General features: G+C 43.7%; 23 protein-coding genes and 2 pseudogenes. 10 read left to right on the top strand and 15 right to left on the bottom strand.

Going from position 1 to position 25,632, the window contains the following annotated elements; translation table 11 throughout:
- Positions 1–170: 170 nt before the first annotated feature.
- From QZW82_RS21925 to QZW82_RS21940, 4 genes and pseudogenes are all read right to left on the bottom strand, one after another.
- Entirely contained in the window at positions 171–656 is a 486-nt protein-coding gene (locus tag QZW82_RS21925; RefSeq protein WP_366665072.1) for an IS1634 family transposase, read from the bottom strand.
- Positions 607–711 (bottom strand): annotated as a pseudogene (locus tag QZW82_RS21930) (IS630 family transposase); the annotation flags it as partial. The pseudogene QZW82_RS21930 and the gene QZW82_RS21925, both read right to left, overlap by 50 nt.
- Positions 712–828: 117 nt before the next feature.
- Positions 829–1,266: a transposase gene (locus tag QZW82_RS21935; RefSeq protein ID WP_293152789.1), complete on the bottom strand. Its 438-nt coding sequence runs from the start codon at positions 1,264–1,266 to the stop codon at positions 829–831.
- A gap of 3 nt (positions 1,267–1,269) precedes the next feature.
- Positions 1,270–1,698, bottom strand: coding sequence for an IS630 transposase-related protein (locus QZW82_RS21940; RefSeq protein WP_293152792.1), 429 nt, complete (start codon positions 1,696–1,698; stop codon positions 1,270–1,272).
- A 523-nt stretch (positions 1,699–2,221) separates the two neighbouring features.
- On the opposite strand from QZW82_RS21940, the gene QZW82_RS21945 reads away from it, so the two are divergent.
- From QZW82_RS21945 to QZW82_RS21955, 3 genes are all read left to right on the top strand, one after another.
- Entirely contained in the window at positions 2,222–2,914 is a 693-nt protein-coding gene (locus QZW82_RS21945) for a pentapeptide repeat-containing protein (RefSeq protein WP_293152795.1), read from the top strand.
- Positions 2,915–2,966: 52 nt separating this feature from the next.
- Positions 2,967–4,040, top strand: coding sequence for a pentapeptide repeat-containing protein (locus QZW82_RS21950; RefSeq protein ID WP_293152798.1), 1,074 nt, complete (start codon positions 2,967–2,969; stop codon positions 4,038–4,040).
- A gap of 83 nt (positions 4,041–4,123) precedes the next feature.
- Positions 4,124–5,050: a pentapeptide repeat-containing protein gene (locus QZW82_RS21955; protein ID WP_293152801.1), complete on the top strand. Its 927-nt coding sequence runs from the start codon at positions 4,124–4,126 to the stop codon at positions 5,048–5,050.
- A gap of 140 nt (positions 5,051–5,190) precedes the next feature.
- On the opposite strand, the gene QZW82_RS21960 is transcribed toward QZW82_RS21955, so the two are convergent.
- From QZW82_RS21960 to QZW82_RS21975, 4 genes are all read right to left on the bottom strand, one after another.
- Positions 5,191–10,242, bottom strand: coding sequence for a DNA/RNA non-specific endonuclease (locus QZW82_RS21960; protein WP_293152804.1), 5,052 nt, complete (start codon positions 10,240–10,242; stop codon positions 5,191–5,193).
- Positions 10,243–10,558: 316 nt separating this feature from the next.
- Positions 10,559–10,807, bottom strand: coding sequence for a hypothetical protein (locus tag QZW82_RS21965; protein ID WP_293152807.1), 249 nt, complete (start codon positions 10,805–10,807; stop codon positions 10,559–10,561).
- A 608-nt stretch (positions 10,808–11,415) separates the two neighbouring features.
- Positions 11,416–11,589, bottom strand: a complete 174-nt coding sequence (locus QZW82_RS21970) for a hypothetical protein (protein WP_293152810.1) — start codon at positions 11,587–11,589, stop codon at positions 11,416–11,418.
- A gap of 195 nt (positions 11,590–11,784) precedes the next feature.
- On the bottom strand, positions 11,785–12,684 hold the full coding sequence (locus tag QZW82_RS21975) for a hypothetical protein (RefSeq protein WP_293152813.1): 900 nt from the start codon (positions 12,682–12,684) through the stop codon (positions 11,785–11,787).
- Between the two features lie 103 nt (positions 12,685–12,787).
- Here QZW82_RS21975 and QZW82_RS21980 point away from each other — a divergent pair, with 103 nt between their 5' ends.
- Complete coding sequence (locus QZW82_RS21980) at positions 12,788–13,723, top strand: metallophosphoesterase (RefSeq protein WP_293152816.1); 936 nt, start codon at positions 12,788–12,790, stop codon at positions 13,721–13,723.
- A gap of 100 nt (positions 13,724–13,823) precedes the next feature.
- Here the strand turns inward: QZW82_RS21980 and QZW82_RS21985 are convergent.
- The 6 genes and pseudogenes from QZW82_RS21985 to QZW82_RS22010 form a co-directional block, all read right to left on the bottom strand.
- Positions 13,824–14,081 (bottom strand): annotated as a pseudogene (locus tag QZW82_RS21985) (transposase); the annotation flags it as partial.
- Between the two features lie 388 nt (positions 14,082–14,469).
- A complete protein-coding gene (locus tag QZW82_RS21990) occupies positions 14,470–14,766 on the bottom strand; it encodes a (2Fe-2S) ferredoxin domain-containing protein (protein WP_293152819.1) in 297 nt (98 codons plus the stop codon).
- Positions 14,767–14,872: 106 nt separating this feature from the next.
- Entirely contained in the window at positions 14,873–15,178 is a 306-nt protein-coding gene (locus QZW82_RS21995) for a hypothetical protein (RefSeq protein ID WP_293152822.1), read from the bottom strand.
- Positions 15,179–15,296: 118 nt separating this feature from the next.
- Positions 15,297–16,274, bottom strand: a complete 978-nt coding sequence (locus QZW82_RS22000; protein WP_293152825.1) for a cysteine synthase A — start codon at positions 16,272–16,274, stop codon at positions 15,297–15,299.
- Positions 16,275–16,337: 63 nt separating this feature from the next.
- A complete protein-coding gene (locus QZW82_RS22005; RefSeq protein ID WP_293152828.1) occupies positions 16,338–16,922 on the bottom strand; it encodes a Uma2 family endonuclease in 585 nt (194 codons plus the stop codon).
- A gap of 561 nt (positions 16,923–17,483) precedes the next feature.
- On the bottom strand, positions 17,484–18,122 hold the full coding sequence (locus tag QZW82_RS22010; RefSeq protein WP_293152832.1) for a peroxiredoxin: 639 nt from the start codon (positions 18,120–18,122) through the stop codon (positions 17,484–17,486).
- A gap of 165 nt (positions 18,123–18,287) precedes the next feature.
- On the opposite strand from QZW82_RS22010, the gene QZW82_RS22015 reads away from it, so the two are divergent.
- The 4 genes from QZW82_RS22015 to QZW82_RS22030 all read left to right on the top strand — a co-directional run bounded on the left by QZW82_RS22015 (position 18,288) and on the right by QZW82_RS22030 (position 21,366).
- Entirely contained in the window at positions 18,288–18,563 is a 276-nt protein-coding gene (locus tag QZW82_RS22015) for a hypothetical protein (protein ID WP_293152835.1), read from the top strand.
- A 101-nt stretch (positions 18,564–18,664) separates the two neighbouring features.
- Positions 18,665–19,027: a cupin domain-containing protein gene (locus tag QZW82_RS22020; protein WP_293152838.1), complete on the top strand. Its 363-nt coding sequence runs from the start codon at positions 18,665–18,667 to the stop codon at positions 19,025–19,027.
- 838 nt (positions 19,028–19,865) lie between these two features.
- Positions 19,866–20,747 (top strand): ChaN family lipoprotein, encoded by an 882-nt coding sequence (locus tag QZW82_RS22025; protein ID WP_293152841.1) that lies wholly within the window; start codon positions 19,866–19,868, stop codon positions 20,745–20,747.
- 37 nt (positions 20,748–20,784) lie between these two features.
- Positions 20,785–21,366 carry an NAD(P)H-dependent oxidoreductase gene (locus QZW82_RS22030; RefSeq protein WP_293152844.1) on the top strand — a complete coding sequence of 194 codons (582 nt, stop codon included), beginning with the start codon at positions 20,785–20,787 and terminating at the stop codon, positions 21,364–21,366.
- Positions 21,367–21,510: 144 nt separating this feature from the next.
- Here QZW82_RS22030 and QZW82_RS22035 read toward each other — a convergent pair whose 3' ends face one another.
- Positions 21,511–23,670, bottom strand: coding sequence for a pentapeptide repeat-containing protein (locus QZW82_RS22035; RefSeq protein ID WP_293152847.1), 2,160 nt, complete (start codon positions 23,668–23,670; stop codon positions 21,511–21,513).
- 349 nt (positions 23,671–24,019) lie between these two features.
- Here QZW82_RS22035 and QZW82_RS22040 point away from each other — a divergent pair, with 349 nt between their 5' ends.
- Positions 24,020–24,490 carry a helix-turn-helix domain-containing protein gene (locus QZW82_RS22040; RefSeq protein ID WP_293152850.1) on the top strand — a complete coding sequence of 157 codons (471 nt, stop codon included), beginning with the start codon at positions 24,020–24,022 and terminating at the stop codon, positions 24,488–24,490.
- Between the two features lie 3 nt (positions 24,491–24,493).
- On the top strand, positions 24,494–25,063 hold the full coding sequence (locus tag QZW82_RS22045; RefSeq protein WP_293152853.1) for a PIN domain-containing protein: 570 nt from the start codon (positions 24,494–24,496) through the stop codon (positions 25,061–25,063).
- The last annotated feature ends 569 nt before the right edge of the window (positions 25,064–25,632 follow it).

Consider the following 25,632-nt stretch of genomic DNA (forward strand, 5'->3'; position numbering starts at 1 on the left):
GGCTCAAATGATTGGCAAAAGCTATGTTTTGCCATCACAAGATTGAGAAAACTTATATTGCCGAGGCATTCTCAAATTCACTCATCTTTCTAAATGCTGTTTTCTGACTTTTTCAGCAAGCCCTAATTAATGACAATTATTGACAACTATCTACACCTCGAACTCAATCGTTATTCACTTGAAAACATTAAATAGTATTGACAACAATACTCTCCTAAATGTCGCAAGATATCTTGAAGTTCTTTGGTTAAATTACTGACCTGCTTCGCTCCATTTATTGTCACTAAATGCACCGCCTGAAACATCTGAAATATCCAGCGCATTGTCGGCTTATTGGTCAATTTCTTTACCTGATTTTTCACTTGCTTGTTGGTAGCTGATAATTGTTGTCTCAATTTCCTTTGTGCCAGGTTATATACTAACAAACACAGTCCCATTATCATTCCAATTGCTTCAACTCGCTCCGGCTTTTTCACGAATACACTCGAAGTAAAAAATAAAGGATCTTTGATAAATCTAAATCCTCTCTCATTACTTTGCTGCGCTTTGTATTCCGATAATACCTCTGAATTACTCACTGCTTCAGTATCTAAGATATAGCCTTTCTCAGAAAGATGAGGTACAATAACAGCAGTGTGTAAACCAGTTAAAAATATTTGATGATGTAACTTGACCCAACGCCAACTCTATGGCTTTGGTTAATTCTTGATAATTATAGCAATCCTAAATCATTTGTGTAATTCTTGTAGGGGCAATCCGACCCCTACTCCCCGTGGTTGCCCAATCTCAGAGGGCGGGCACTCTTGGCACCGCCCCTACATATCTGTATTAATCATTTAGGATTGCTATAGGTGTCTCGATCGAACGGAGAATATTTTTAAGCTTTGACCACAGATTTTCAATTGGTGAAAAATCTGGTGAATAAGGAGATAACAATATTAATTTTGCCCCTTTTTTTTCGATAGCTTTTTTCACTTCGTCTCCCAAGTGAATGGGACAATTATCCATGACTACACAAGCCCCTTTCCATAGTTTTGGCACAAGTTTTTTGATAATAAAAGCTTCAAATGTAATTGCATCAGTTCCGCCTATTAGATTAACCGATGTCAAAATTTCAGACACTGATATTGCTCCAATTATTGAGACATTTTGACCACGTTTAGTTGGCTTTGCCCCCTTGGCTCTCTGACCTTTCAAAGCTCTAGCATATAATCTAACCATTGCCAAATTAACTCCAGATTTATCAATGAATATTAAGTCTTTCAAACCTTACTTTTTAATTTTTTCCCAGAACTCACATCGCAGTATTTGCACTCGCTCTGTGCCTTTGCCTGAAGGGAATAGAGTCTTTTTTTTGACTGTAATATCTAAGAGTTTTATCATTCTTGCTATTGTCGATATACTAACAGAAAATCCAATTTTTCCATAAAGTAAATAACGAAGTTCTTCAAGAGTGGCATCATTATTTTCTTCAATCAATTTCCCCAATATGAGTAGTTGCTCTGCATTCAGTTTGCCTTTGACTCCACATCGGTCAGTTCGGGGAGTAATATTTTTTGTTTCACGATATTGTTTAAGCAATTTTTGTACAAAGCTGAGGGCTACAGAAAAACGCTTAGCTATTGCTTTTTGTGAAATCGGTTCAGTATGATAAGTATCAAGAATTTTTTGCCGAAAATCAATCGAATACGTTTTCATTTTTCACAATGTATGAAGAGGAGTACAAGTAAACGTGTTGTGAGTCAACTTCTTCGTGCTGTCAGAACAATGCTATTATGTGTTATATCGCTTCCGCTGGGCTTTACTGAACCATATAATTATAGTTCATTCGATCGTGTCTTATCTGTTTGATCCTCATGAGTAAGTGTCAGTAACATCATACCTCATCTTTCTGAGAAAGGCTATAGACTTCTCCTCAAACATGAGTTCGACGGTGAATCCGACGGGAATTGCGATTTCAACCAAGTCTATTTCAGCCAGAATGTGAGCTATTGTGGAAGAACCTTCTGCACTTTCTTGAGCCTTTCCTTAATAGCAAGCAGAATTGGGATGTTAGAAAGAAAATCGTATAGACTGTCTGTCGATGTTCGCTTCTGCAAATCTGTGATGCCACGAGTTGATAAACATTTGCTCCCGAAGTAAGTATTTGCTGTTTTTCAAAGATAGAGTTATTTTAGTAGTATCAACATTTTTATTCTCAACAGATTCTAGAAATAAAGTCATGAACGAAGAAGAAAAAGAAGCAGAATATATCAGAATATACAACAGTAGAAAACATTTGTGGTTGGAAGAAGTGCTGAGGCGCTATGAGGCTGGGGAGAGAGACTTTTCTTTGATTAAAGTGAAATTGAGCAACGAGCAGTCTAAGGAGCGCTACTTAAGTGGAGTGAACTTGAGTGGAGCTAACTTCAAGGAAAGTGACTTACGATCCCTGGTTTTTTACGGAGAAGGAATCAATTTTAGTGGCTCAGATTTGAGCGACCTCGACTTGGCCTACGCACATTTTGAAGATGCGGATTTGAGTGGGGCTAACCTGAGCGAAGCTTGTCTGTGGCGAGCTAACTTTGACAGAGCGGATTTGACTGGGGCGAATTTGACTCAGACCGATTTGCAGGAGACTGGTTTTCACATGACTAATTTGAGTAGATGCAAATTTAGTGGAGCCGAAATGATTGACACCGGGTTTGGTTTTTGTGACTTAATTGATAGTGATTTTAGGGATGCTAAGTTTCAAAAGGGGGTGGGTTTTTATAAGTGTGACTTGACGAGAGCTAACTTCTTTGGCACTGACTTTAAAATAAGTGAAGTTAACAATTACCAACCTGGAACTGTTGTTTTCACAGACGTTTACTTTAAAGATACTATCATGCCCGATGGCGCTATTTGGAATAGTATAATCCCGGGAGTAGAATAGCTTTTTTAAAAGTAGTCTTATTAAGAGTGTAAATAGATAGAGGTCGAAAGTTATGGATGCTGAAGAACTGCTCAGACGCTATGCCGATGGCGAGAGAGATTTCTCGGGAATTAGCTTAGTCGATGCCAATTTAGCAAACATGGACTTGAGCGGCATCGAGCTCAGTGGCGCTGATTTGAGAGGTGCTAATTTCAGAGAAACCAATCTCAGCGGAGCGCATCTAGCTTCTTGTAACCTGAGCACTGCTAATCTCAGTCGCGCTAACTTAAGTAATGCTTGCTTAGAAGAAGCTGACCTCAGTGATGCTGACTTACAAAGGGTTGACTTGGAAGGTGCTAATCTCAGTCGCGCTAATTTGTGGGGAGCTGATTTGACGGATGTTTATTTGATTGATGCTAATTGTACCTCGGCAAATTTTAGCATGACATACTTGGTTGACGCGAATACTAAAGGTGCTAACTTTCAGGGAGCACAGATAGATACCGCTATTTTCCAAAGGCAAGAGATGCTGTTTAGAGACATTATCAGTCGATATGCGACTGGGGAGAGAAATTTCAGCGGTGTCATGGTGGAGTGTTATGATTTTCTTGAAGGCAAGTCTTGGGAAATCGAAGAATTCAAAGGGTTGGATTTGAGCGGTATTATTTTGCGTAATAGTAATATCCAACGGCTCGCGCCCTACATGAATGGAGTGATTTTGCGGGGGGCTGACTTGACTAGGATTGATTTCGATCACAGCAATTTTGAAGGAGCAGATTTGAGCAATGCTATTTTGCGGGAAACAGGTTTCTTTCAATCAGTTTTTGACCATGCCAATTTGAGCGGAGCTGACTTGACGGGAGCTGGGTTCTCGGAGGATAGTTTTTTCTGTGCTGATTTCAGTAGAGCCAAATTTAATAAGGCAGGAATAAGCAGCCTTGGTTTTATCTGCAATAATTTCACTGAGGCAACCTTCAAGGGAGCTATGTTACATAGTGTTCATTTTGATGAAGCCAAGTTGACCAGAACTGACTTCCGGGAAGCCGACTTCGGGGTGAAAGATGATCGTGTTTTCGGGGGCGACTTCCGAGATTGCCATTTTGAAGAAACCCTCATGCCCGATGGCAGCGTGCGGAACAATAGCTAAAGTAAATAAATAGACTTCCCTGATGGGAGGTTGTTGACTTATCACTCAATAGGAAGTTGAGTAGGTCATTTAAGAGGAGAGTTATGAAACCAAAAGAGTTAATTGAATTGTACAACGCAGGAGAGCGAAACTTCGTCGGTATTGATTTAAAAAATGCCTATCTGAACTGGCCTTGTTTGATAGGTATCAATTTCATAAATGCTGATATGAGGGATGCAAAATTGGGGACACAAACTCGCTTAATTGAGGCGAATTTTAGCAATGCCAATATGGAAAATATTTTTCTACAATACGCCTTCCTAATTAATGCCAACTTGAGTGAGGCGAATCTAAAACAAGCCCACTTAGCTGGTGCTGATTTAACGGGTGCTGATTTAACAGGTGCTAATTTAATGGGTGCTGATTTGACAGGTGCAATTTTGATAGGGACTAATCTTACTGACACTAATCTCATTGATATTAAAACGACAAAAGATACTATTTTTTGTCAAACTATCATGCCAGATGGTCAGATTCAAACTGACCCAGACAGAGTGACTGACGCTCAAGAATTGCTCGGACGTTATGCTGAAGGAGAAAGAGAGTTTCGAGATATAATTTTACATCAGGTTGATTTAAGTGGTGTTAATCTATGTGGGGTTAGCTTCTTATGGGAGACACGATTGAGCCAGGTCAATCTGTCCGGTGCTAATTTAACTAATTGTAATTTTAATGGGATTAAACGAATAGTTTTTAGTGATTTTAAAAACGCTAAGTTAATCAACTGTGAATGGCGCAATCCAGAAATAATTTACTGCGATCTTAGAGGTGCATATTTGGAATTATTTGATATGTATGCTCCTGATTTTACCGGAAGCAACTTTGAGGGTATTCAAGATTTCTTGAGTATTGAAGAAGATATGTATTTCTGTAACACAACTTGGGTAACTGGAGAGTTTATTCCTGGCCCGATCAACTCGAGTGAATGTTGGCGGGAACGCCCGCGAGGGGAAATTATTGATGAATTTTGAAGAAGTTGTCGTGTGGGATACATCTATTTTAAAAAAAGCAGGACTTACGCAGCATTGAGGGAACTATAATGATTTGAACATTGAGATATCTCCCCAATCTATTTCATAATAATTCTGCGTAAATCCAAATCGAGCCGGACTTAGGGAGGGGGAAACTGGAAATCGCTCTGTTTTTTAATTCGCTTCCGAACATTTTCAGGAATATTTGACAAAAAGTTAAAAATTTTGTCAGAACCCTGAGTATTCAAAAGATTTTCAAGCTGATTAATAGAAATCTTCCATGTATTTGGTCTTCGCCATTGTTCGGCACTTGTTATAGGATCGCGATTTTCACCTAACAGTTGATTAAGTGGATTTTGGACTGCTACTTTCCCGCTCCAGTCCGTGTAAGGTTCTGGTACGTTAGGCGTAATGTACGTGTAACTGCCAAGAATATCTTGTACCCCAAGACTTGATTTGTTGGAAACTAAGATTGTTTTCCATGTCCACCCAGGAATGCGAATTCCGTTAGATTCTAAATTTGTAGGATTTGTATTTCCCTGATTTGGCGCTTCCGTAAGTGCTTCTGGTGCTCGAGTTTTTGGCTGGATAGACCAATTCTGTTGTTTAGTATCAAAAACACCAGCAGTAATATAGAGTTGTTTGTCGTAATCAAAGATTAGCTGTTCAACTAATTTTGATTCAATTCTAGACCAGGCAGGCGAAATGTCTGGATCCAATCTACCTCCATTATTGCGATTGCGGAAAAGTCGGTTATTGTCTATTGCTTGCGGGATTAAGTTTGTACTCATGTAGGTAGAAAGAGCATCTTTCTCATTTCTGTTTCTATCTTTGTCAGGGATAAGATGGCCTTTATCTAGACCTGTACCCCGATAAATTTCCCCGTCAATTCGAGGCCAGCTTGGGAAGTTAGGACTACCAGGTAAGTTGGGGTCAACTATAAACTGATCTCCCGTACGACCTTTAAATTGCTGATTCCAAGTTTTGTCAACTTTCCAACTTACCCAGTTAGGTAATTTGGTGACAGCATTATAAGATGAGGCATATTGTGGCTTCTCAAGTAGCAAGTTAGTTTGATAGGGATTTTCATTAGGTTTGTTGAAGTCCCATCTGGCTTCAGTTGGATTGCCCCACTTCAGATAATCGCTCTTAAAGAAAACATTGTCCAGGTAAACGGATTTACCCCCTGCTAGCTCAAACTTGACAATAGCTGGTTGCCCTCGATACTGTTTTGTCAGATCGTTTCTAATTTGCAAGTTAAGTTGGAAAGTTTCAAAACCTTCTTCACCAAACTTGACTCTATTCTGATTATTTAAGTACGCCATCGTAAGCTGAGAACTATCGGTCATATCAGTGGGTATTTTAATAGCTGTTGCTAGATCTATTTGTTCTTCAATTTTAATTTTTCCATCAAGGCTTTGAAATGTTACATTTAGTAATCCACTACGGTTTGGAGCGTGTATATCGAACCGTAAATTTCCCCAATCAGGTGCAATAAAGCGATTGTGTGTGATGTTTTCACCAGCTTTTAATTCAAGTGCGTAGTTAGGTTGAGCTGGACTATAACCTACCTGCGTCCTGTAATTGCTAAGACTAGGAATCGTACTCCAATCTACCAACCTATCTGTAGGAGAAGGGATATTTGAACCACCACCATGAAAAGACCAACCAGGAATCGCAGTAGACAAAGGAGTTCGAGTCACTCCCTTTGGATCGAAAACAGCATCAAAATTCCCATTAAACAAAGTAGGAACCGCCGCGTCTCCCCGCATCCTGGCATCATAAGTGTTGTCAAAATCAACCGGGATACGCTCTACATTTGTTTTGGGGCGCGAACTGTAACCGCCACCCAGAGCCGAATAAAACCAGCCCGTACCAATCCCTTCCCAAGGAGCAGCATCTGCACCGTGTTGGAATTTGCTTTCCGGCGTATACCAAGGGCTAACCCGAGCCGGGCCTGTCACAACACTATTGTTAAATGAAAAGTCTTTATCGAACAACCGTTCCCGATATCCATCACCTCGCCGACGAAATACAGGATTAACTTCTAAGTTTTGATCGGACGGAAAGTTAGTTGGAAACAAGTCGGATGTTCCTCCGTACCAACTCACAACACGTCCGTGTACATCTCCCGGTATAGGATCTGTCGTAAACCCAGCACGGCTGTTATTGTAACCTGGGTTATTTTTATTAGTTCCCAAGAAAACCGACAAATCCGGTTCTCCTAACAGCTTACCATTAGGATTGGGATTGTCTGACCTCCAACCTTCTCGCGGAAACTTAAGTCCTGGGGCTGTTCCGTTCTCAGTAGACGGTAGATTTGGAATATTGCGACCTGCCGGCGTAAGTGTACCGCTCAATAAATTCGGGACTGTCTGATAGTAATTGTCCGCAAAAGTAACATTTTTCCATACCTGAACTTTGGGTTCGCGGAAATCACCGAAATTTTTGGTCACAACATTTAGCGACGGTTGGTTGAAATCATGGGGGTCTAAAGTTGTCATCTGAAGGTCGCGAGTACCAGAGTTGGGTTTGCCGCCAGCATCAGGAAAATGAGTACCCAAACGCTGAATAATTTCGCTGTTAACAACTGTACCCCGACTGAAACCAACAAAGTGCAGCGGTGAATTGAAAACTGCACCTTGTTTGGTAGGGCTGGTTTTATTCTTCAGCACTCCATCCAATTGCACGAGGGAAGTAAAGAAAGCATCTGCTGCTGCTTCTGTGAAGCAGGAATCAGGAACTGCCGACTCATTATTTTCTGACCAGTTATTCAGCAGGACTAACGGTTGTTTTTGGGCAAGGTATGGAGCTATATAAGTTCCCAGCTTTGTGAGATAGTTTGGGTCAGTTTTGGGATTCAAGCCTGCTTGGAAGTCTGGGGCTACTGCACCAAATTTGTTGACAGGAACCCAGTAACCGGTAGGCAGGTCGTACTTCATCATTAAACCGCCGCCGTCGATACCTGCATTGGCAATGCTATTACCCATTTGGTAAAACTCTGAAGGAATTCCCGGCTTATCCAAAAATGGAGGTTTAAAGCCGTGAGTCAGCACGGTGACGCTGCTGAAGGTATTGTCACCGTTGAGGGCTGGCGGTAGCGGCGTCCAGAAATTACCAAACTCCTCGTTGCGTTTTCCTTCTTTATTCCAAGCTTCAACTGCCCAATTATACTTCTGGCCGGCAGTCAGTTTGAGACTGGGAGGAAGTGTAAAGCTGGTATTGCTTCCCTGAGTAAATGTTTTGCCGCCATCGAAAGTCCACTTGCCGATATTGGTGCTATCTTTCTGCCAAGTCGCAGTTAAAATGCGGTTGGGGTTGAAATCGTTTTCTTTGCGGTAAGATGATGTATTCCAAGGTTTTGTCAGTAAATCTAACTGCTGCGGTTTGCTCAATCCTTGGTCGAAGAGAAATTTGTTACCGTTAGGGTCGGGTAAATCAACTACTTTATCCCAAGGCAACAAGCCCTCACCTTCGTCAAACACGCTGACGAAGAGATTAACTTCTGTAATGTCCTGATTCGGTGGACTGTCAAAACTCCATTGGAACTTTGGGTTAAGGGGATTTTCTGAACTCTTGCTAGTACCTATCGGCTCTTTCAAATCCAGCCAATCTAGCGGTGTCGCCGCCAAACCGCGAGGGTTAGTCACAGAAACGGGAGCTTTCTTACTTCCCGGCGGCACGCCGTAAGTATATTGATTGTTCGCGTCGGTCAGAATCTGAAAATCAGCAGCAATACTAACCGCTGGATTAATATTATCAATTGGAATCGCCGCCAAGTCAGCAACCGTAGCATTTCGTGCTGTAGCGCTGTTGAACAAAGGCAGCCCGACACCCCGACCTTTAGCATCAATTTGAAATTGACCGGGGTTGGTCACAGTTCTAATGAATTCCTGAGTGTCAAAGACATACACTTTGCCGTTCGCACCGCTCAAATTCGGATAGGAAGCATAGAGGTACTTGCTGTCACTAGAAAGCACTAAATCAGTAGCAAACCCGTTGGGGATTGGTCGAGTTGCTGCTACTAATTGCGGATTCGTCAGTGGGTCTTTGATAATGCCGATATTGCTCCCGGCCCGCGGGTCTCCATCTATGCTGGGTATTTCCTGACCGAAAAATTTTGTATCCGCATTCCGACCCACAACAAACGCATAACTAGCATCCGGTAAAACTGTTACCGAAACTCCCTCATTCACATCGAAGTAATCAAAGGTTGAACCCAGCCCTAAACTTGCATAGCGAGTAGTAGCAGCAAAACTTACGGGGTCGTTATTGGTAATATCCAGTACCCCAAATCCTTTGCTATCTTTGCCGCTGTTTGTAAATGTCATTTTCAACGGATTGACCGTAGCAGCTAATCCTTCTAATCCTTCATCGGCTGTTATATTTGCGATTAATTGATTCCACTTTTTAGGGTTCTGACTGGGGTCGCTGGGTCGGTCTTTGGGGTCGATGTTAACAGCGTAAATTTTGCTGTTTGCGCCGTTTGGTGCGGTAACAAATAGCTTTTTGCCGTCGCTGCTAATTGCCATCTGTCGCAAACCGCTAGGCGCTGCACCAACTGTAATAGTTTGGGTAACTTGGTGATATTTGGATGAGAACGGGTTGATATCGAGAACGTAGATGGAATTGCCGCCAGCTTTGCCGTCAGCGATGTAGGCGTATTCGTCGCGGGGGTCTATGACTATCGATCGACCTTCTGCACCGCTGGGCAAATTTATCGGATTGATACCAGCGGTATTCGGCTGAGTATCTATCTGTTGCCGCGTCATCGGATCGACTACAGCAACGCGCCCAGAACGATCCATTACTACGTAAGCGCGGCTGCCGTCACTGGTTACAGTTAGTTCTCGCGGGCGATCGAGTATATCATCCGTGCCTACAGAAACGCTGGCAACCGACAAGTCGCTGCTATTAGTAGCTGCGACGACTGATTTGGGATTTGCACCGTTAATAATTGCAACTTTATCTGCTGTCCACTGCGCGGCAAAGATGTATGCTGTATTGTTTTCTATTCGGTAAGGACTGCTATCGTATTTAACTTCTTTTGCTGCTTCTGAAGGCTTCGGGCTGACTTTTTCGTTTTGCTTGCGGCTGATGACGATGCGGGATTCACCTAACGGTACGGTGTTGGGAACTTGAACTGCGATTTCAAATTGATTGTTTGCCAATTTGCGACTTTTGTCTGTCAAAACTGTTGCTTCGTAAGACTGTTTACCGACTAAAAATTTTACGGTTAAGTCGCTGAATCGACTGCCTGCGGGGTCGCCAAAATTGTCAACTAATACATTGGTAACCGTGATGAAGAGAACGGGTTGATTGTTGGGAAAAGGTTGATTGTTGCTGTCTGTAAACTTAAGTTCGGCGTTTTGGATGATGGGAGGTTTTTTAGGATTTGAAGCTGTTGGTGCGAGTAGGGATGCGCGTCTTTCGCCGATTAAAATATCTTTGTCTGAGTAGTCGAGATCCCTTTCGCCTATAAATTCTCCAGTCAGAGCATCCAGTGCGCTATTTTTTTCGGGGGGTAAAATCTGTGTTGGGGAAGCTCTGAGTCAAACTAAGGGAGTTAGAACAACTGGCGATGTCTTCAGCGCTATTGTTCTCATTGGCTGGAAGTAAAGCGAGTGTTTGTTCTGGGATGGTGTTGGCGAGCGATCGATTATTGAGTAAGTTTTTGGTATCAATCTCAAATTCTGAGGCGAGCAAATTCTGAAACGGATCTTGAGTGTTAAAAGGTGAAGCTTGAAAAGGTTTCATGTTTGATTTGCGTAGATGCGAGTGAGCTGTTGAATTTTGGTAGTTTCAAACTAACTAATTGATGCGCTTCAGACTTCGTTCAAGAGGAATGTGTGGATTCCGATTTGAGCGAGTTTTTAGTGCTTTATTGTTATTTATTTTCCAAAATTTTATTGAAAATAATGTTCCCGTATTTTCGGAACCCAGTCAATCACGGAAATTACTGAGATTTTCAGTCTGGCACTGAAAAACTGGCAGTGTCGGCAACAACTTAATACCAGCCCATATGTGAAACTTGCTGCGCTTGTTAGTTTGTTTTACTGATAAATTGTGATTCAATTGTTAAAAGTTTACAGATTCTTTATGAAAGTAATGTACGTTACTCAGTAATAATACTTAAATTGTTCTAGGATTTCATTTCAAGCCTACTCAAATTTACTGCCTTGAAATTACGGAACAATGTTGTTCCTTTCTTCATAATAAGGAACGAAAATTTAATAATTTAAACAGCTCCTACAGTCCTCTGTCCTATAAGCTGGTTCGTCAAAGGAGGCAGAGTGTCGCCTATCTGCGTCACCAGGTAGAGCGAAAATAACAAGCAAATTGCTTAAGTGATTTAATTGCTATTTCTAAATGAAAGAATTCGCTGACACGTAAACATCAGAACGCCCTTGAAAGTAAAGGTTTGCAGCTTCTACAGCATAAGTCATGTAATCGCGCGTGATGTCGCTTTCGGCCATCGGCTCTCCGTCACTGCTCGGATATTGAATTTCTACTTGTTCGACTTGAGTTAAAATTGTCATTGTTCAATTTCCCTCAAAGTTAATTAATTTAATCTCTGCTAAATCAGCTTTTTAAGGTTCGATCGTTCGGACTTCAGTCCTCATCAAATGAGAGAGGGCTGAAGCCCAACAACGTACCTCACCTATCTGAGAAAGGCTATATATCGTGGCTCCTGGACTTTCCGACTTATCAGACCGTTTGCAGATACAGAGGATTTAAACTTTATTAATACCTCTTTCTAAAATAATCATTTCCGAACCAACAACCGGACTTCTAGCTATTAACTTACCTTCCAGATTTGCAATTTGTAACTTGCTGAAATCCAGTGAGTTAGCTTCTTTCCACATTTGACTGGCGAGCTGATTTTGCTCTACATCGCTGAGTTTGTACCAATCTTCAGCGACTTGGACAGTCAAAAGACCGATCGAGAAATCAGCATCAACAGACTTAACTAAACCGCCGCCCAGGCGATTTGTAATCTCAGCAACTTGAGTTTGAATCGCAGCAATCAGAGACTGTTCCGGCGTCAGCGGTGGCGGAATAATTTCTACAGGCTCTGGTTTTTTCGGGGCCGCTAAATCGGGCAATTTGCTTTTAAATTTAGCGGGTGTAGGCTCAGAATTTGCGATCGCCTCTGGGGATTTCGCTGTTGGCGGCGCCACAAAATCGTCAAAGGTGGGGGATAGCTGTGCTGCTGGGATAGGCGCTTTTGCTACTTTCTGGGGCGGTTTTGCCGAAAAACTGTTTACAGTTAAACCGATCGCAACGATCAGAATTGCAGCTAAGGAGGCGTTTAAAATTGGATCGGACAGCTTGGCGTTCGCAGATGCAGGTAGGAGCGATCGCACTAGCCCTACAATACTTTGCCACAGTACGCCGACTTTTGCTAAAAAACTACCGCCTGCGGGTTTAGAAACAGGCTTTTTATCGAATTTTACCGCAGCTTTTTGCGGGGGTACGCTGTTAACTTCCGCGATTTTCTCATTTGTGGGAACAGCGCTGCTCGCATTTTTAGCTGTACTGGGAGTCGCCGCCGACTTTGCTGGCGAGTCTACCTCCGGTGTCGGAGATTCAGACGGTTCTGGAGTTGGTTGATTTAGTGGTTCTTCTGACATTTTCTCTGCCTTGGAGCGTTACAAATATATCTAAACAGGATAAATTTTAGGTGAGCCATCTCATCCCTAATTTATCATTTAATTAGTTCTACCCAAATTTCTCATGAGCATCAAACGCCGTCACTTTCTAATTTTAGGCAGTCTGGGCGCCCTAGGTTGGGCAGGAGTCTCGAAAATGCTTCAGCTTCGGACTTCCTGGGGTAAAGACGCCAATGCTGCTGTGCCTTCTAACCTTGAGGCCCAAAGGGCGATCGTCCCATTGCCGGCCTCACCGCCTATTTTACGCTTTATTTCGCTGGCCGACACCGGCACCGGCGCTGAAGGTCAGTATGCTGTGGCTGAGGCGATGGCGCAATATCACCGGGAAAATCCTTTTAATCTGGCTGTTCTCGCCGGCGACAATATCTACAATAACGGCGAAATTGAAAAAATTAATGCTGTTTTTGAGAAGCCTTATCAGCCGTTATTGCAGCAAGGCGTAAAATTTTATGCTTGTTTGGGAAATCACGACATTCGCACTGCTAACGGCGACCCGCAAGTTAAATATCCGGGTTTTAATATGCAAGGTCGCTACTATACTTTTCGGCGCGATCCGGTACAGTTTTTTGCGTTAGATACTAATGATAATGCGGATTGGAAAAATCAGCTTGCTTGGCTGGAGAAAGAGTTGAGTCAAAGCACTGCACCGTGGAAAGTTGTGTTCGGCCACCACCAGATTTATTCCTCTGGCGTGTATGGATTGAATCAACCTTTTATTAAGACTTTGACGCCTTTGTTTAAAAAATACGGCGTGCAGCTTTATATCAACGGACACGAACACAGTTACGAACGCACCCGTTCGATTGACGGTACGACTTATTTAATTTGCGGTGCTGGCGGAGGCACTCGTCCGGTGGGGCGTTCTGAGTGGACGGAGTTTTCTGCTAGCCGCCTGAGTTTTGCGACGTTTGATGTCTATGAAGACCGGATGTTTGTCAGTGCGATCGGTACTGACAAGCGGGTTTTTGACCGGGGAGTGCTAAAAGTGCGATCGGCTTAATTCAAATTATATTCAGGAGCAAACAAAATGAATAGGGGTTGTAGAGCCAATAAAACGGGTTTTGTTTTAGAAGCAACTGTAGAAGGTACGTTGAGAGGTCAACGGCATCCCCTAAGTCTATCAAAACCGCATAAAATAGCCAACTAGCCCAGATTTGGATCTGGATTCCGTTGAGCGAACCTGTCCATAAATAACTTAAATTTAAAACTCTCTTTACTGTACAAAAAATCTCTTCAATTCGCCAGCGTCTTTGATACAAATCTGCCACTACATAGGGGGGTAATATTTTAGGTTTTCGGACACTTGTTAGATAAGAACGCCAGGATTTATTTGAGCGAACTTGTACTAATCTTATAGTCCAATACGGTTTACTTAAGGCAGATCCCCCCTAACCCCCCCTTAAAAAGCTACGGTGTACACACAAGTCGAGTTGGAAATCAGATGACGGAAAAAAACGGAAATTTATTTTTTTAATCCTTGATTTCCCGTCAACCATTATCAATAAGCTAAAACTCTCGATCAAAAGTTCGCTACTCTCAAAACCTTGCCTACGTCAGGTTGTGTCAGACATAGCCAGGTTTCTAGGAGTTGTGTGTACACCGTAGCCCTTAAAAAGGGGGGGGACAAGAAAGCTCTTAAGTCCCCCTACAACCAGGGGGATGCGAGGGGGATCTCCGGGGCATAAAAAGTGTTAAGTAAACCGTATTGCAATATAATTAATTAGTGGAATACAGGCGATCGGCTATTTAGCACTTCACATGAAATTTGCGGTAAAGCATCGCCTCTACTGGCTTTCCTCCCCGCAAATGTTGCTCAGTTATTGCCGCAACTTCTTCAGCAGAAATACCGCTATACCAAACCTCTTCTGGTAGTACCAACACCATCGGCCCGTTACCGCACTGTCCCAAACAACCGCTAGCAACAACTTCAACTTCAGAAGGTGACAATTGTTTAAAAGCTGCCAGTACCTTTGCTGTACTTTGCTTGCGACAAGTGCGGTTTTGGCAAACAAGAACTTGCCTCGAAGATTCTTTGATTTTCATGTTTTTTTACTTGACACTCGGCTGAATATATGCTATTTTTTTATCATGGAAATAGGTGTGGCCATATATACTCTAATTATAAAGTGAGCAAGGCGCACGTGGGGGATTATTCAGGTACACCACAGGCACCCGATATTAATCTGATGATAAACCTTTTGATGCCAACCATTGGCGATCGAGCTACATAAATCTGGGATGAATCCGCTAACCGCAGATACTTTTGAAACAAACACTGATAGACACAGATAATTTCCCAATGATTGGTGAGTTGGACTGCGCCAGACCAATCTCGATACACGTGTGCAACGTGCCTACTCATCTGATGATAAACCTTTTGATGCCAACCATTGGCGATCGAGCTACATAAATCTGGGATGAATCCGCTAACCGCAGATACTTTTGAAACAAACACTGATAGACGCAGATAATTTCCCAATGATTGGTGAGTTTGACAATCTTATCTGCGCTACAAGCGTTTTCGGGATTTTTGGACTGCGCCAGACCAATCTCGATACACGTGTGCAACGTGCCTACTCATCTGATGATAAACCTTTTGATGCCAACCATTGGCGATCGAACAAACGCGACTGATACCGAGCTCCACCGTCGCAAAGTACCGTCACAATCCTATGTCCCGGCCCCATTTGCTTAGCCAAAGCCACGGCCGCCCCCACATTAATCCCAACAGAACCGCCCATAAATAAGCCTTCTTTCCTCAGCAATTGGTAAACCACGCGGACAGCTTCAGTATCATCAATTTGGATAGCATCATCTACCGGGGCATTCTCCATATTTGCAGTAACGCGGCTGGTACCAATTCCCTCAGTAATCGAACTACCTTCAGTCTTAATTTCCCCAGTTTTGAAATAACTGTAAAGCCCGCTGCCCATCGGGTCTGCCAAGACACTTTTAATCGCGGAATTTTTGGATTTCAAAAACATTGATACACCCGCGAAAGTTCCACCCGTACCCGTTGCAGCCACCCAGGCATCAACTTTCCCATCGGTTTGTTCCCAGATTTCCGGGCCAGTTGTCTCAAAATGAGCTTGGCGATTGGCTAAATTGTCAAACTGATTTGCCCAGACGGCATTCTCCATTTCCGCAGCCAATCTTCCCGACATTTTGACATAATTATTCGGGTCTTTGTAAGGAACAGCAGGAACAGTCCGAACTTCGGCGCCCAAGGTTTTCAAAGCATCAATTTTTTCTTGTGATTGGGTATCAGGAATCACAATCAAACACTTGTAACCTTTAGCGTTGCAAATGTGTGCTAAACCGATGCCAGTATTGCCGGCAGTGCCTTCAACAACAGTTCCCCCCGGTTTCAGCAAGCCTTTTTCTTCAGCGTCTTTGATGATGTACAAAGCAGCCCGGTCTTTGACGGAACCGCCGGGATTGAGAAACTCTGCTTTGCCGAGAATTTCGCAGCCGGTTTCATCGCTGAAGCTGTTTAAGCGGATGAGGGGAGTATTGCCGATAGTGCCTACAAAGCCGTTTTTGATATCCATATTTTTTGATTGTTTCTATACTATATAATTCTGACAATAACTTTGATATTTCGTGCTAGCAGTTTACCAAATCTTGCTCATATTCAACACAAATCCCGGCAAAACTGGGTCGCCACTGACTGTCACCGGATTCTCCAAGCATTCCTCGGTCAAACCGGGGCGGTAGATGTAGACTCTGCGATTTTTGCGGTCTATCAGCCAGCCCAGCCGCACTCCTGGTTCTCTCATATATTCTTGCATCTTTTCTTGTAGCGGCTCTAAGTCCTCAAAATCTGGTCTGAGTTCAACTACAAAGTCAGGGCAAATTGGGGCAAATTTTTCTTGCTGTGCTTTTGATAAAGCATTCCACCTTTCTAGTTTAATCCAGGAAGCGTCAGGCGATCGCACGGAGCCGATCGATAAAGTAAATCCCGTACAAGAAGCAAAGCCAACGCCAGTTCCGTCTTCCTCTGTCCAAATGCCCAGTTCTCCAGTTAAAATAGCATTGCGGTTGCTGCTGATTCCGCCAACAAGAGTCAACAATAGTATTTCTCCTCGCTGGTTGCGTTCAATTCGCAAATTGCGATTGATTTGACAGAAGTCGAAAAACTCGTCCTCTGTCATTTGCAATTCTGGTAGCATTCGCAATACGATCGGAGATGACAGCATTTGGCATTTCCTCAAATCTAAATTGTTCTGACAAGATAGCAAAACTTATTGGTTGGTAGTGAGGACTTCAACCCTCAAAAATCTGGAAGGACTAAAGTCCTCACTACTAACCTGGAAGGACTAAAGTCCTCACTACTAACCTGGAAGGACTAAAGTCCTCACTACTAACCTGGAAGGACTAAAGTCCTCACTACTAACCTGGAAGGACTAAAGTCCTCACTACTAACCTGGAAGGACTAAAGTCCTCACTACTAGCCTGGAAGGACTAAAGTCCTCACTACTAACCTGGAAGGACTAAAGTCCTCACTACTAACCTGGAAGGACTAAAGTCCTCACTACGAACCTGGAAGGACTAAAGTCCTCACTACGAACCTGGAAGGACTAAAGTCCTCACTACTAACCTGGAAGGACTAAAGTCCTCACTACTAACCTGGAAGGACTAAAGTCCTCACTACGAACCTGAAGGACTAAAGTCCTCACTACGAACCTGGAAGGACTAAAGTCCTCACTACGAACCTGAAGGACTAAAGTCCTCACTACGAACCAGTCGGTAAATTTAACTTATTTATTCGGTTGAGGAGTCATCCGCAAATAAGGCTTAACTGGCGTGTAGCCTTTAGGAAATTTCTCTGCCAACTCTTTCGGGTCGGTAATCGAAGGTACGATGACGCAATCGTCGCCGTCTTTCCAGTCAACTGGAGTCGCAACGCTGTATTTGTCAGTAAGTTGCAGAGAATCAATTACCCGCAAAATTTCGCCAAAATTCCGACCAGTGCTAGCTGGATAAGTAATGCTCAAACGCAATTTCTTCTCCGGGTCAATCACGAATACTGTGCGAATTGTTAAGTTGTTCAGCGAGTTAGGATGAATCATGTCGTAAATGTCGGAGACTTTACGATCGCCATCTGCTAGAATTGGATAGTTGAGAGTAACTTTTTGAGTTTCCTCAATATCTTTAATCCAGCCCATGTGAGAATCCACATCATCCACACTCAGGGCGATGGTTTTCACGCCCCGCTTATCAAATTCAGATTTGAGACGGGCGACTGCGCCGAGTTCGGTGGTACAGACTGGAGTATAGTCCTTCGGGTGGGAAAACAACACGACCCAGCTATCGCCGGCCCAGTCGTAGAAATTGATTTCGCCTTCAGACGAGGCTTGGGTAAAGTTGGGAACTGTATCGCCTAATCGCAGTGACATAACTGGTTTCCTCTAATTTTATTTAACGACGGTTCTCTATCATCCCATAATTGCCCGGTTTCTCGATCGCACTGTAAATGATTTTAAACTTTTTGGTCGATCGCCGAGCAATTCCACTACTGTAATCTATATGCGACTTTGTTCCTACCGCTAAATTTTGTTGCTATGCTTTACTTTTTGCTGAAGACAATACAGCCTGTTTTAGTTCCCGTGTGTTTTGTCTGTGCCTGGGGTTTAGTTTTGTTGCTGTGCTCTAGTATCGCGCGTGCTGTCGGCGACTCAATGCACAGAGCTCAGCGGATGCACCAAATTCCTTGTGCTAACTGCGTGTTTTTCACTGGCGACTACCACCTCAAGTGTCCCGTTCAACCTAGAATAGCTCTATCTGAAGATGCGATCGACTGTTGTGATTATCGATCGCATTCGGGAATTTACGGTTAAAAAATCCGGCCGAGGCTTGACATATTTCTTAACATTTCTCGCTGTTTCGATTAAACTTAAACTTAAGTTGCGATCGAGAAAATTTCAGGAGTGTACAAAGAATGCTAGTTCAAAAGCTAAACGGCTGCGACGAGTTTATAGCGGGTGACGGTACTCAACTGCGAGAATTGCTGCATCCAGACAAACAAGCTGTCGAGTTGCGTTACAGTTTAGCCCACGCCACCTTGCCACCGGGAGAAACTTCCGCGCTGCACTCCCTGACCACTTCTGAAGTTTACTACATCATTAGTGGGGTTGGGGAGATGCACATCGACGATGAGGTTCAATTAGTGCAAGTCTCAGATGCAGTTTACATTCCGCCAAATGCCAAGCAGTTTATTTACAACTGCGGAACAGAACCGCTAATATTTATTTGTATCGTCGATCCGGCGTGGCGAAAGGAAGACGAGACAATTTTTCAGTAATTTTGCTGTTTCTAGTTACCAGGCTGTGCCTGGTAATGACTGTCTAGAAGCTTTGTCTCCACCTCCCAAAACACCGTCAACAGCCATAAATTACTGTTAACAACAACAGCACCCAGCCATATGTACCGAGTGATTTCCTCTTTTTTCAACTTCGATGCGGAGTTGCAATAAATCCTCAGATTCGATTGCATTGCTCCCCTCTTATTAGTTGGGGAAGTATCAGTTTTGTTGGTGGGTGCTGCTATTGATTTTTGATGGGACAGATGTGAGATTAAACAGCGTTTTTACTCCTTAAATTGTATTTTGAATTTCGCTGCGGTATCTAGAATTGGTATCTGTCAGAGAAGCTTTTTGTTTGCTTCATATTATTAATGTACCACCTTCTTTTGGAAGCGCAAGTACCTGCAACTAAACTTTACAAAGGTGGGAAGTTCGGCGGCGGATTGTGTAGCGGATGTAACGGATGTCGGGAAGAAGGAAGACAATCCTCTATTGGTAGAGATATTGGCGATGAATGATTAAGGAATGGCAATTTAATAACTTAAGCAATCTCGAACTTTCAATCCTTGCCTGCAAAGCTAGCGGGCGTAAAGATGCTGAAATTATTGAATTTTCATTCCTAAGTTAAATTAAGGAGCGAGCTTTCTGGATGCTCAGTAAAAATATTAGAGTTTGGCAGAGGGAAGAGGGAAGACGGAAGAAGGAAGACAATCCTTTATGGTAGAGATATTGGCGATGAATTATGAAGTTAAATTAAGGAGCGAGCTTTCTGGATGCTCAGTAAAAATAGTAGAGTTCGGCAGTGGCTGCTGCTGCGAGAAACACCGATAATAATTTTATGAAAAAAACCAAACTCATCAAACTGTGCGCCTTATCGCTGAGCATTTTCCTGCTGTGTAGCAGTATCGTAACAGCGGAACCGATTGCGAATTCTCAACCGCAGCAGACTTATACTAACCAACAGATTCTGCAAGAATTACTAAAGGCGAAAGTCGTGTATCTAGGAGAAACCCACGATAGCACGGCAGACCACCAAGCTCAACTAAAGATTATCCGAGAAATGCAGCGGCAAAATCGTAAAATTGCGATCGCGATGGAGATGTTTCAGCGTCCGTTCCAAAGTGCGATCGACAACTACTTAGCTGGTAAACTGACAGAAGAGCAATTAGTCGAGCAAACAGAGTACGATCGCAGATGGCGATTTCCCTGGGAATATTACGCCCCATTTTTGCGGTTTGCCAAAGAAAACAAATTGCCAGTCCTCGCTTTAAATACACCATCGGAAGTAACGAGAAAAGTTGCCTCTCAAGGCTTAGAAAGCCTCACAGCAGAGGACAAAAAATATATTCCGCCAATTTCCGAAATTCGCACCGACAACGCCGAATACCGACAAATGCTGCTCGAAGTTTTCCAACAGCACCAAAAGGCAGCACAGGGAAATAGTACGGCCTTTGAAAGATTTTTGCAAGCTCAAGTTTTGTGGGATGAAACTATGGCCCAAAAAATCGCTGAATTTGTCAAAGCTAACCCGGATTATCAAGTTGTGGTGTTGGCGGGGAAAGGACATATTATGTTCGGTTACGGAATTCCCAGCCGCGTCGAGAGGCGTTTGGGAGTCGGAAATGTAAAAATGCGATCGGTTTTATTCAGTTCAGCTACAGATAGTCCTTTGTCTGCAAGCAAACCCATGGCTGACTTTGTTTGGAAGCACTCGGAATAGTACAATTTTAGTCGCAAGCAATAATCGGGAAAAGTCAATGACAAACACACCAAAAATACTTGCATTTGCCGGAAGTACCCGGGAAGCATCCTACAACAAACTGCTGGTAAAAGTTGCGGCTGCTGGGGCTAGGGCGGCGGGCGCAGAAGTTACTTATGTAGATTTGCGGGATTTGCCGATGCCACTATTTGATGAAGATTTGGAAGCAAAGGAAGGAATGCCAGAAAATGCCCGGAAGTTGAAGGAATTGATGATAGCGCATCAGGGATTTTTGATTGCTTCCCCCGAGTATAACAGTTCAGTTACGCCTGTTTTGAAAAATGCGATCGACTGGGTATCGCGCCCAGCCCCGGGCGAACCGGGATTGGTGGCATTTACTGACAAAGTTGCGGTAATTATGAGCGCTTCCCCTGGCGGATTTGGCGGTATGCGGGGATTGGTGCATTTGCGATCGATCCTGGGTAATATTAACGTGTTGGTACTCCCGGATCAGAAAGCCATTCCCCAAGCTTTTCAAGCATTTAATGCTGACGGTACAATGAAAGATCCCAAACAGCAGGAGTCTGTGGAGAATCTCGGCGCTAAGTTGTCTAATGTGCTGTCGAAATTAATCGCGTGAGGCAATAAATTCATTTTGCCGTAGGGACACAATATAGTTGTGTCCCTAATCTAGTTATACATATACGTAAGTCATGTTGAAAGTCAAATTGTACAGACAAGCATCCTAGGGCGTGTTTTCCAACTACTCAACTCTACGCAATTCCTACTCTGGATTCTGCCATCCTTGATAAGCTGCCACCAAAATATTCACGTATTTATTATCCATCAATTCCTTGAGCGCTTCGATGCCTCCCGATTTCAACACGCCGACGACTCGTTCTTTAAGTTGCGGATCTTTATCAATTTCCTTCACAGCTACGTCGATAATTTCTTGTGTCTTTAGTGGGATATCGCGGGGATAGGAGCGATCGAGAATTTGCAGCAGTTGGATTTCGACGGCTGATTCGGCGAGGGTTTTGGGTTGGGTTTCGTGCAACACTCCAGCTACTTTTGCACCGTCTTGGATTTCCCCCCCGCTCATGTGTCCGATGCCAAAATTGCCACTTTGATTGTAGATATCTCCTTGGCGGTTATTGTCTGTTTTGTTGTTCATAGTTTGATTCTCTGCCATAAAGTTATATGTTTGAGTGATTTGGGTGCCGGAGGATGGATTCCCCATTAACTTAATCATAGCAAGCTTTTTCATGTCTTCATTGCAACGCTTTTCGGCTTCCAGTTCTCCACGAATTCTAGCAGTTTCCAGTTTCGCTTCATAAACTTCTTGAAGCAGGCGTTCGATTTGGCCTTTGTCTGCGGTTTTGGGAACCTGAAGCGTCATCAGCATATCATTGTCTTTGCGTTCCATGCCTTTAATCGAATCAAATGTGATGTCGGGGTACTCCTCCATCAGTTTTTGAAAGGCTTCTATGAATGCCTCTTTATCGATACCATTCCGAAACAGAATCTGCACCACATTCATCATCTTTTTGTAAAGCTTTTCAAAATCTCCCGGCTGGAAAACCCGATCGGGGTCGTGGGGACGGCGTTCACGGTTGCCTTTGCTATTTTCTTTTTCCATAAAAAACACGTACTGACAATCGACACCCGCTAGTTGTGGGTTGCTGTCGATATTCCATGCTTCCAGGCACGCACCTGTCAGGTAGGCGGCGGTAAAATCCGTACCGATGGCGAGGGTTTCAGTGAGGTTGGCATTTTTTAGGTTGGCTCCGTGTAATGTTGCTTGGCTTAAGTCGGCGCGTTTGAGGTTCGCGCCTTCTAGGTTGGCTCCCGTTAAGTTTGCACCGTTGAGGTTTGCTCCTTCGTAGGATTTCTGGTAGCCATTACTGGTGACGAGGAGTTCGCGCACCGCAGATTGTGCCAGGAGGGTGTTGCCGTGACGAGCGCGATCAAGTTTTTTAGTATGTTTCCAGCAAGTGCGGGTGAGAGTGGCATCGCGGAAGTTACAGTTTTTGAGTGTAGCAGCGGTGAAGTTAGCATCAGTGAGGGTAGCGGAGTAGAAGCAAGTGCCGCCGAGGGAACCAAAGGCGATGGCAAACAGGCCCACAATGGCAAATTTTTCGTCCCCTTTCATGGCTCGCGATGCCACGTAGAGGCTGAGAAGGATCACGGCTGCGGCGATGACGATGACGAGGGCTCCTCCTCCATCGACGAAGACGACGACGGCGATGACAACGACGACGGCTCCGCCTCCGACGACGGCGACGGCAACGGTGACGGCGATGGCGACGGCGACGACGACGGCTGCGGCGATGGCGACGGTGATGGATGCGACGATGGCTCCGACGAAGACTCCGATGACGACTCCGGTGAAGACTTCGGCGACGGCTCCGACGAAGACTCCGGTGACGGCTCCGGCGACGAGGGTTATGACTCCAGCGACGAAGACGGCGACGGCGATGACGAATGCGACAGCAACGGCGACGGAGATAGAAATAACTGCCTGAATGGTAAATCCCTGACGGACAATCGCAACAAATATAGTAATTAGGAATATCGCTAGAACAATTTCTACTACCAGTTTTTGTGGCAGGCTCTGAACAGACTCGATCGTAGCCGCTGCCAACAACCCTGGAAAGAACGCCAGTATTCCTGACAAACCCAACATCAGCAATGCTAGCAGCCACTGTAGCGCCACCCAGCGCCGTTGTAGTCCCGCCGTAGCTCCCGCGAAGTTCGTCCCCGTCAGAGTGGCGTGGCTGAAGTTCGCTCCACGGATATCTGCCTGGCTGAAGTCCGCTCCCGACAAATCTTGCTGGACAAACGACTGTCCCCGCAGGCTCACGCGCTTAAAATCTCGCCTGCCTTCTTTGTATTTTTGTAAAATTTGACTCGCTTTCATCGGTGTGCTGTTGTGATTTCCCATGCCCTCTCGATATTGCGACGCCCCCGATGTATTCCATTTTTCTATATCCGATTTTACCTCCGATCCGAAAAATAGAGTTTTTTAAGGGTTTTTGATGTTTTCTATCTTTGCGTATCTCTAACTGTATTTCCGCTCCTCACAAATCGAACAACTCATGTGGTTCATTTCCGATATATTGTGCTGTCGAAATTAATCGCGTGAGGCAATAAATTCATTTTCCAGTAGGGACGCAACAATGTTGTGTCCCAATCTCAGTATCTGTGATTTTGCTGGCTGCATCAAGTGCGATCGCATTCTCAAATTGCTACAATCATAGTTGATTGCCTGTTATCCTCACCCCTAAATTAACATGACATTCACCGGAGATCCAGAATCAGCACCTGTTTTGCCGACAGCCGAAGAAGCAGCGGTTGCCAAAACCAGCAGCCGCGCCTTAGAATCGCACTTAGAAAATCATCCGTCTGGCGAATCCCTCAAATTGATATTAGATGAAAAAGAGGGAAAAACAATTGACATACCGGCCGCCGCGTTGCCGCTGTTATTGGCAATTTTGCAACAAACAAGCAGCGGCAATACTGTTAAGCTGATTTCACTTACTAAAGAACTTCATATTTATCAAGCAGCGGACATTCTGGGAGTTTCCGATAAATATATGCGGGAGTTGCTGGATGCTGGAAAAATCCCTTACAAGACAGTCAGGAACAGTCGCCGGATACGTTACGAAGATTTAATGGACTATAAAAAACAAAGTTACGAAGAAAGCAGTAAAATTATGGATATGCTTGTAGCTGAATCAGAAGCACTCGGTTTGTACCATTAAAACATGGCAACTTTAACTGTTATTTACGATGCCAATGTTTTGTATTCGGCATCTCTTCGTGATTTGTTTGTAGAGTTGGCAACTACCGACATAATTGAGGCACGTTGGACTGAAGAAATTCACGAGGAGTGGATGAGAAATGTACTTATAAACCGTCCCGATCTAAAGTTTGAACAAGTTTCCCGAACCAAAAAGTTGATGAATGCAAATGTTGAAAATTGCTTGGTACAAGACTATGAGGGAATTATACCAGAATTAGAACTTCCGTATCCGGGCGATCGCCATGTCCTGGCTGCGGCAATTCACTCTCGTTCTAAGTTTATTATTACTTTCAATATCCGAGATTTTTCTGAAGAAGTTCTTGCACCTTACGATATTTTAGCGCAGCATCCAGATGATTTTATTTTACACTTGCTTGACCTCAACTGGCAAACAGTATGCAAAGCGGCAGAAAAGCAAAGAATCAGGCTCAAGAATCCGCCAAAAACGCCGGATGAGTATTTGGAAACGCTGGTAGAATTGGGACTGCCGCTGTCAGCAACTCGGATGCGAGAATTGTGTTATGCTGATTAGCCCGATCGCCTAGTAAAAATTTATTTCATAGAGATAATAGCTACTTAAAGCGCTACCACCAATTGTACCAGTATCGCATCACCCGATCGACCTAAAAGAAAACCACCCGATCGCACATTGGCACACATAGGCTAGAACAAGCATAATTTAACCATCGGTCATCGGTCGGTTATACTTGTCACAAACAGTATGGCAGGCGTGGGAGACTCCTCCGTCACACCTGCCATGCAGTTTTATTTAATATTAGACCTATTGCAAAATAATTTTATGCTATAATGAAGGGTTTGGCTTAAGTGGAGCAGATTGCAGGTTAGATCGGCACTTTAAAATTATGAGTTAGCTCTGGGGTCTAACACTCAAAACCTTTAATTGTAACTCGTGATTTTTTTTTCAACAGGTCTAATATGTTCCAGGATAGCGGTCAGTCCATATTTTATGTTCATTAAGATATTCCTGATTTGAAAGGCTTCTCCCGCAACAGTGAGTTTTTTTTCGTTTGTAGCAGCAATTAACGAAAACAACATCTTGAGATACAAATTAAAGCTTGCTCGCGGTCTTGTAAACCCGTA

This window comes from Microcoleus sp. bin48.metabat.b7b8b9.023 (genome assembly GCF_013299185.1).
Classification (GTDB): Bacteria; Cyanobacteriota; Cyanobacteriia; order Cyanobacteriales; family Microcoleaceae; genus Microcoleus.